Here is an 8,686-nt window from a genome sequence, read left to right as displayed (position 1 = left end):
CGCGGTCGACATGATCGCTGCGCCGACGCTGGCCTACAAGCCGCTGGAGCTCTACAAGGGCATCGGCAAGAACGGCGCCATCACGCGCTTCCCGATCATGATCCTGACCTACCAGGTCGTGCTCAACAAGACCAAGTTCCCAGACGGTTTCGGCGAGAAGTCACGCGAATACTGGTCCAGCCAGTTCGATCGCTCCATGCAGCTGATCAAGCAGGCCGACGCCAGCATCCCGCCTGCCACCTGGATGGAACTGAGCTCCGAGAACTCCTACAAATACACCTTGATGCTGCGTGAATCGCGCATCGACATCGCGCAAAAGGGGCTGTACGACAAGCGCGGTCTGAAGGTCATCAAGAAAATCCGCTGCAACGTGAACCCGGCTGACCCCGAGTGCACCACGAAGTCGGAAGAAGACTGGAAGTGACGCCAGCAGTGGCGGGCTGAACCCCGCCGCGTCGTACTGCTGATACCGCCGAGGGGCCTGCTGGCCCCTCCCTCCCCTTTGACTGCTGGCCGTGATGGTCAGCCTAGTCGCGTGATTGCCCCATGAACACCCCTGAATCCCGAAAGATCCTGGGTCGGACCATCCTCGAATGGTTCTCCAGCCTTCCCGTCTTTGCCCTGTTGTTGTTGACCCTGATCATCGGTACCGGTGAGATGGTTCACGGCCAGTTGCTCAAGCTGGGCGAATCCATGTTCGGTGACACCCAGGCTCAAGTGCAGTACTTCATGCTGCGCGCTGAACCCGTCAAGCCCGAGTGCGATGCCAATATCAATGTCGACGCCGAACTGGCCAAGCAGTCTGCTGCGCCCACGGGCAAGACCGGCGGCGATGACATCGACGATTTGTTCGGTGATCAAAAAGCTGCAGACCCCGCTGTGCTGCGCAAGTCGATCGAGCAGGCGCTGGCCATCTGCAAGGCCAAGCACGAGCTCTACGGCAAGGTCGTGCAGCACCAGACGCCACAAGTCAGGGCTTACCGCACCCTGGAGACCAGCTTCTTTGGTCTGTTCCAGGTCGGCACCGACAACCGCCCGCTGATCCTGCTGCTGATGGTGGCCATCGCCGCCGTGACCACCACGCTGGGCTTCCACCACATCGGCATCCGCCCAGGTCACTACACCAAGGATTACCTGCTGCAATCGGTGTCGCAGGTCATCTCCTCGTCCCTGCTGCTGTTCTCGGCCGTGCGTTACTACCAGATCCTGCAAGGCTCTGGTGTGCCCATCGAGCACCCGCTGATCCACTACATCTGGATGGCCCTGTTCACCATCCTGCTGCTGATCAACCTCAAGCGCGTGATCATGCCGGTCAAGTCCCAGTTCGGTGAAGGCGACTGGTCCGGTGCCTTCCTGTCCATCCCGCTGTATGCGCAGATGGCCACCATTGCTGGCGTCTACTTCCTGATCAAGGGCCACCACGCTGGCCTGGCCATCTACATCAACCAGTTGATGGAGCTGCCCAGCATCTTCATGAACCTCGGCCTGTTCATCTGGTCGGGCATGCTGCTCAAGCAAAGCCGCATCGTTGACCTGTTCATGGACACGCTGCGCCCCTGGAACCTGTCGCCTCAGCTGCTGACCTACATCATCTTGCTGGCCGCCGCCGTGGCCACCGCCTACACAGGCGCATCCGGTGTGTTCGTGATCGCCGCTGGCGGCATCATCTACCACGAGGTGCGCGCTTCGGGTGGCTCGCGTCAGTTCGCGCTGGCGGCCACCGCCATGTCCGGCTCGCTGGGTGTGGTGCTGCGTCCCTGCCTGCTGGTGGTGATGATTGCCGCGCTGAACAAGCAAGTGACCACCAGTGGCCTGTACCACTGGGGCTTCTATGTGTTCCTGCTGACCTCGACGCTGTTCTTCCTGACCTCGCAGATGCTGCGCACCCAGCGCGCCAACATCGAATCGCCGATGAAGGCCCTGCCTGCGATGATCCGTCAGATCATTCCCCTGCTGCCCTACTTCCTGGTGGTGGCGGTGGTGGTCTGGTTGTATGAATACGCCCTGGACACCAAGCTCAACGAGATCACCGCGCCGACCATCATGCCGGTCATCCTGCTGATCATCCTGGTCTACGACAAGTTCACGAACAAGGGCAAGGCCGAGCTGACCCCTGACTACGCCAGCCACCGTCAGGAAGGCGTCGAGAAATCGATCCGCTATGCCACCAACGAGACCATCGGTCACATTGGTGCCCTGCTGAGCCTGATGACGCTGTCGCTGGCCATGGGTGGCGTGATCGAGCGCTCCGAAGTCATGGGCTTCTTCCCCAAGGTGTTCGAGAGCCACTGGACGGCGATGGCCTTCCTGGTCGTCACCAAGGTGCTGCTGGGCATGATCATGGATCCGTTCGGTGCCGTGGTGCTGGTGTCGGGCACGCTCGCACCGATCGCCTACGCCAACAACATCGATCCGCTGCACTTCTGGATGATGGTGCTGGTGGCCTTCGAGCTGGGTTACCTGCTGCCCCCCGTGGCCATCAACCAGCTGCTGACCCGTCAGGTGATTGGCGAAGAAGAGGTGACCGTGGCCGATGCCGAGGTGAAGCACCTGGGCTTCTACCGTCGCTACGAGCGCTGGATCCTGCCGCTGGTCGTGATGACCATCGGCCTGGTGATCGTCTCGTTTGGCCCGCTGGCCATCCACGACTACCCGCAACTGGCCTTCATCAAGGAATGGTTCCCGCCTGCTGGCCAGTGATGCCCTGACATCACCCTGCACAAACCCGGTTGAATGCCACGCATCAGCCGGGTTTTTTCTTGGATGCGCCTTTGTCAGGCCAGCTTGGGTCGGTGGTATGTTCCCATTCCATGATTCGACCTGCTCACCTGAACCTGCTGGATTCACCCGTGCATCACGGGCGCACACATCGGACCTGGCGACTCAAGCCACTCGCCAGCGCCATCGTCCTGTCCCTCGCCCTGAGTGCATGCGGCAGCCTGGGCGGCGGTAAGCCAGCCACCGCGCCGTCAGGTATCGCTGGATCAGCAGCACAGGGCCTCCCGCACTTGAATGCACCGGCGGTGGCAGCCAGCGGCGTTGCGGGCCCGGCCGGCACCCCCTCAACGGCACCTAACGGGTCGGCAACGCCCCCATCGTCTACACCTTCGTCCACGCCAGCCCAGCAGCCCCCGTTCGACACCGTGATCAAAGGCGCGGAGCGCCAGGACGGCATGCTGCCCATCTGGAAGCGTCAGGACAAGGTCTGGATCGAGTTGCGGCCCGAAGCCTTTGGCAAGCCCTACTTCCTGTCGCCCAAGCTCGCCTCGGGCATCGGCGAGGCGGGTGTGTTCGGTGGTCTGATGCAAAGCCGTTGGGCCCAGGTCGGGCGCCCGCAATGGGTGGAGTTCCGCAAGGTGCAGCAACAGGTTCATCTGCTGGCCATCAATGCGGCCTACACGGCCCAGGTGGGCACGCCTCAGGCCAAGGCCGTCCAGGCGGCTTTCTCGCCCAGCTTGCTTGGCAGCGTGCCGCTGGCCAGCGCGCCGCATGGCAAGTCTGGCGCCGTGCTGATCGAAGCCAACACGCTGCTGCTGGGCGACCTGCTCGGTGTGGCGCAGCACCTTCAACGCACCTACCGCCAGAGCTATGGCCTGGATGGGCGCAACTCGACCTTGCAGGAGGCCCGCACACAAGGCAACAGCCTGGTGTTCGAGGTGTCTCAGCACTTCGCGACGGCCGGCATCGCCGCCGGCGGTGGGGCGCCAGGGGTGCCCATGTCAACGGTGCCCTTGTCCGTGCCGGACCCGCGCAGCATGTTCATCACCGTGCACTACAGCCTGTCGGCCCTGCCCGACAAGCCCATGCGCACGCGTGCAGCCGATTCTCGTGTCGGCTACTTCACCAGCACCGTGGCCGATTTCACGGACGATCTGGCCCGCACACCGCGCCAACGCTTCATCAACCGATGGCGCCTGGAAAAGAAGGACCCGGCAGCACCGCTGTCCGAACCGGTTCAGCCCATCGTCTTCTGGCTGGACCCGAGCATCCCTGACGCCTACCGGCCCACCATCACCGAGGGCATCCTCGAATGGAACAAGGCTTTCGAGGCCATCGGCTTCAAGAATGCCATCGAGGTCCGCACGCCACCGAAGGACAAGCCCTTTGACACGCTGGAGATCGGCCACACCTCCATCCGCTGGATGACCAACAGCGTGCCGGCATTCGGCGCCATCGGCCCCTCCCATGTGGACCCCCGCACCGGAGAGATCCTGGATGCAGACATTGCCCTGGAGAGCCTGTCATCACGGGCCATCCGCACGGTGCGCAGCCAGTTCGTCATCAATACGCCGACAACGGAGCAGGCGCTTGATGCCTGTCAGCATGCCGAACACGCATCCGAGCAACTGGGCCTGGCCCTGGATGTGCTGGAAGCGCAAGGCGTGCTCGACCCCGACAGCCCGCAGGTAAAGGACTTCGTGCTGGCCTACATCAAGGACACCACGATGCACGAGGTGGGCCACACGCTGGGCCTGCGCCACAACTTCCGTGGATCACGCTGGCACACAGCCGAAGAGCTCACCGACCCGGTGTTGACCAAGGCCAAGGGCAACAGTGCCTCCGTGATGGACTATGCACCCATCAACCTGCCCTTGCCTGGGCAACGTGCTGGCGCGCCCTTCCAGACCACGCTGGGCCCGTATGACTTCTGGGCCATTGAGTACGGCTACAAGCCTCTGCCGGACGACAAGGCCAGTGCACAAAAAGAGCTGCAGGCCATTGCCCAACGCAGCGCAGACCCGGCTCAGGCCGAAGCCTTGGCTTTTGGCACCGACGAGGACAGCGCGATCGGGCTTGATCCGCAGTCGCTGGTGTTCGACCTGGGTCGCGACCCGGTGGTGTTTGCGCGCGGCCGCCTGGCCATTGTGCAGGACCTGTTCGAGCGCCAGGCCAGGCGCCAGTTGACACCGCAAGACGACCCCACGCTGCTGCGCCGCAGTGTGAGCTACGGCCTGCGTGACATGGCCCGCACCAGCCAGATCCTGCTCAAGCAGGTGGGGGGCGTGGTGACGCGTCGTGACGCACCCGGCAGCGGCCGCGATCTGCTCGACCCGCTGCCCGCATCCCAACAACGCGCGGCGCTGGACCTGCTGATGAGCGCCTACCTCTCGCCGCAGGCCATCAAGCTGCCTCCCGCCTTGCTGCGTCGATTGGGGCCGGACTACATGGACCGCCAGGAAGGCGGCGACGGCCACACGCCTGTGCCCACCGACTTCTCGCTGGCCGAGCAGCAACTCGTGCTGCAACGTGATGTGCTGGGTTACCTGATGAGCGAGGCGCTGGCCGAGCGCCTGCTCGACAACATCGACAAGACGCGCGACAAGGACAAGCAGCCCCTGACGGTGCGCGAACTGCACCGCACGTTGTTTGACACCATCTGGTCGGACGAGGCCACGCCTGCGGGCACCGAAAGCGCGCGTCGCAACCTGCAGCGCGAACACGTCAACCGCCTGGCCACCGCCGTGGTGCGTGGCGCCAGCGCACGGGCTGATGTCCGCGCCATCATGCGGCAGCAAGCCGTGAAGCTGCTCGCCCAACTGAAGAAGCAACATGGCGGCGACCCGAACAGCACGGCCTACGCGCACCGTCAGGATTGCATTGACACCTTGACGGCGGCCCTGCAAGCCAGCGTGGTGCGCAACGCGCCCTGACGCTCAACAAATCCACGCCCCACCCCATCGGAGGGGCCAAAAGCCCGGCGTCCCGCAACGACAATAGCGGGACGCAAGCTTGAGTCGAGACATGGACCTGCCCACGCTGTTTTCCGCATCAGGCCCGCTGGCGCGAGCCTTTGAAGGCTACCGCGTGCGGACCGAACAAATCGAGATGGCCCAGGCCATCCAGGAAGCCATTCGCCAGGCCAGCACGGTGGTGCTGGAGGCGGGCACGGGCGTGGGCAAGACCGCGGCCTACCTGGTGCCCGCGCTGCTCGAAGGCGGCAAGGTCATCGTGTCGACCGGCACCAAAGCCCTGCAGGATCAACTCTTTCACCGCGACCTGCCCGCCGTGCGCGACGCACTGGCCGTGCCCATCAAGGTGGCCCTGCTCAAAGGCCGCAGCAACTACCTGTGCTGGCATCACCTGGAGCGCACCAACCAGGACGCAACGCTGCTGGGCAGCAAGCAGGAGGTGCGCGACCTCAGCCTGATCAACCGCTACATCCACCTCACCCCCACGGGCGACAAGGCCGAGTGCAACCAGGTGCCCGAGCACGCCTCGATCTGGTCGCGCGTCACCTCCACGCGTGAGAACTGCCTGGGCAGCGAGTGCAAGCACTACAACGACTGCTTCGTCATCAAGGCTCGCCGTGAAGCGCAGGACGCTGATGTGGTCGTGGTCAACCACCACCTGTTCTTTGCCGACCTGATGCTGCGCGAAGAAGGCGTGCCCGAGCTGCTGCCCAATGCGCAGACCATCGTGTTCGACGAAGCGCACCAGTTGCCTGACACCGCCACGCTGTTCTTTGGCGACTCGATCTCGACCGCGCAGTTGCTGGACTTGTTGCGCGACACCCTGGCCACCGGCCAGGCTCAGGCGCGTGACGCCGCCAACTGGAACGACGTGCTCGCCCCGCTGGACCGCTGCACACGTGATCTGCGCCTGTGCTTTGGGGCGCAGATGCAGCGCCTGTCGCACGCGCAACTGGGTGCCGACCACCCCCTGCATGCGGCCATCGGCCAGTTGAAGGAAGCCTTGATGCACGTGCGTGAGGTGCTGGACGGCCAGGCTGACCGCAGCCCGGATCTGGCCCAGTTGCACCGCCGCAGCGATGCCCTGATGCAGCGCCTGTGCGCCTGGGGGGCCCCCGAGCGCGCCAACGAGCCCGAGTTGTGCTGGGTGGACGTGGGCACGCACGGTGTGCAACTGCACCGCACCCCGATTTCGGTGGCCGATGTTTTCAAGCGCCAACGCCTGGGCCTGGGCGCGCTTGAGACCGCGTTGGACGAAGAGCCAGATGAGGACGACATCGAAGGCGCGCTCGCTCGCAACGCGGAACTCGAGACCCTGCCCTGGCTGGACGAGGACAAGCCGGGCGCCGTCGACCCCGCAGCGGCCGCAGGCCAGACCGAGGGCGAAGCAGAAGACGAAGAAGAGGATCTGCAGGCCTTGATGGCTGGCGCGCACGATGTACCGGCCACCAGCACCAGGCCCGCATCGACGCCAAGCCACAAGGCCGATGGCGACGAGCAAGTTGCCGCAGCCAAGCCACCTCGCCGTGCATGGATCTTCACCTCGGCCACCTTGGCCGTGCGGCAGGACTTCAGCCACTTCACCCATGCCCTGGGCCTGGAAGACGCGTTTTGCCAGTCCTGGTCCAGCCCGTATGACTATGGCGCGCAAGCCATGCTGTATGTGCCGCAGCAGATGCCGGCCCCCTCAGACCCCGGCCACACCGATGCGGTGGTGGACGCCGCCCTGCCCCTGATCCGTGCCAACCGCGGCCGCGCCTTCGTGCTGTGCACCAGCTTGCGCGCCGTGGCCAAAGCCGCCGAGCGCCTCAAGAAGCTGTTTGCTGAAGCGGGCGATCCCTTCCCGGTGCTGCAACAAGGTGATGCGCCCCGCCCCACGCTGCTGGAAGACTTCCGCCGCGCAGGCAATGCCGTGCTGGTGGGCAGCCACAGCTTCTGGGAAGGCATCGACGTCAAGGGCGACGCGCTCACGCTGGTCGTGATTGACAAGCTGCCCTTTGCCCCACCCGACGACCCCGTGATGGCCAAGCGCCTGGAGCTCTTGTCGCAGCAAGGCGGCAACCCCTTCATGGAACACCAGGTGCCCCAGGCCATCATCGCCTTGAAACAAGGGGCGGGCAGACTGATCCGCAGCGAAACCGACCGGGGCGTGCTGATGATCTGCGACACGCGCCTGATCGACAAGCACTATGGCCGCCGGATCTGGCAGAGCCTGCCCCCGATGAAACGCACCCGCGTGGAAAATGAAGTCGTTGCTTTCCTGGAGACGCTATGAGCCGCACCTGCCTTGCCCTGCAACACCTCAGCTTTGAAGACCTTGGCTCCATCGAGCCGGTGCTGCGCACGATGGGCTTCACCATCCAGTATCGCCAGGCCGGTGTGGACGACCTGCACAGTGCCCAAGCCCAGGCTGAATGGCGCGACGCCGATCTGGTGGTGGTTTTGGGCGGGCCCATCGGCGTGTACGAAGCCGACCGCTACCCCTTCATCCACGATGAACTGGCGCGCATCAGGGAGCGGCTGGGCAGCGGCAAGCCCTTGATCGGCATCTGCCTGGGTGCGCAGATGATTGCGGCAGCCAGCGGCCAACGGGTCTACCCCGGCCCGGCCAAGGAGATTGGCTACAAGCCTTTGCGCTTGACCGCGGCGGGCCAGCACTCGCCCCTTGCGGCTCTGGCCGCCTGTGGCCACGAAGTGCTGCACTGGCACGGCGACACATTCGATCTGCCGCCGGGCTCCGAGTTGCTGGCCTCCACCGACCTCGTCACCAACCAGGTCTTCAGCATAGGCCCGGCTGTGCTGGGCCTGCAGTGCCACCTGGAGGCCCAACCGCGTGACCTGGAGCGCTGGCTGATCGGCCACACCGCCGAGCTGAGCGCCGCGGGCATCGACCTGGCCCAACTGCGTGCCGACAACCAGCGCATCGGTGATCAACTGGTCTGCGCGGCCCAGCAGGTCTGGCTGAACTGGTTGATGGGTGCGCTGCCCGCGTGAGC

The 8,686-nt window shown here is 64.5% G+C and carries 5 protein-coding genes; all 5 read left to right on the top strand.

Features of this window, described 5'->3' with window-relative positions:
- The coding region (locus tag HY019_RS16685; protein ID WP_290694380.1) for a putative solute-binding protein at positions 1-424 on the top strand (424 nt) is incomplete at its 5' end.
- Between the two features lie 122 nt (positions 425-546).
- Positions 547-2,700, top strand: a complete 2,154-nt coding sequence (locus tag HY019_RS16680) for a TRAP transporter large permease subunit (protein WP_290694378.1) — start codon at positions 547-549, stop codon at positions 2,698-2,700.
- A gap of 443 nt (positions 2,701-3,143) precedes the next feature.
- Entirely contained in the window at positions 3,144-5,651 is a 2,508-nt protein-coding gene (locus HY019_RS16675) for a zinc-dependent metalloprotease (RefSeq protein WP_290694376.1), read from the top strand.
- A gap of 91 nt (positions 5,652-5,742) precedes the next feature.
- Positions 5,743-7,965 carry an ATP-dependent DNA helicase gene (locus tag HY019_RS16670; protein ID WP_290694374.1) on the top strand — a complete coding sequence of 741 codons (2,223 nt, stop codon included), beginning with the start codon at positions 5,743-5,745 and terminating at the stop codon, positions 7,963-7,965.
- A complete protein-coding gene (locus HY019_RS16665) occupies positions 7,962-8,684 on the top strand; it encodes a glutamine amidotransferase (protein ID WP_290694372.1) in 723 nt (240 codons plus the stop codon). The genes HY019_RS16670 and HY019_RS16665 overlap by 4 nt, the downstream gene beginning before the upstream one ends.
- Positions 8,685-8,686 lie beyond the last annotated feature (2 nt).

The organism is Aquabacterium sp., from assembly GCF_016195855.1.
GTDB lineage: Bacteria > Pseudomonadota > Gammaproteobacteria > Burkholderiales > Burkholderiaceae_C > Aquabacterium.
The sequence above is the reverse complement of the archived record's forward strand: the minus strand, read 5'-3'. Positions and strand labels throughout refer to the sequence as shown.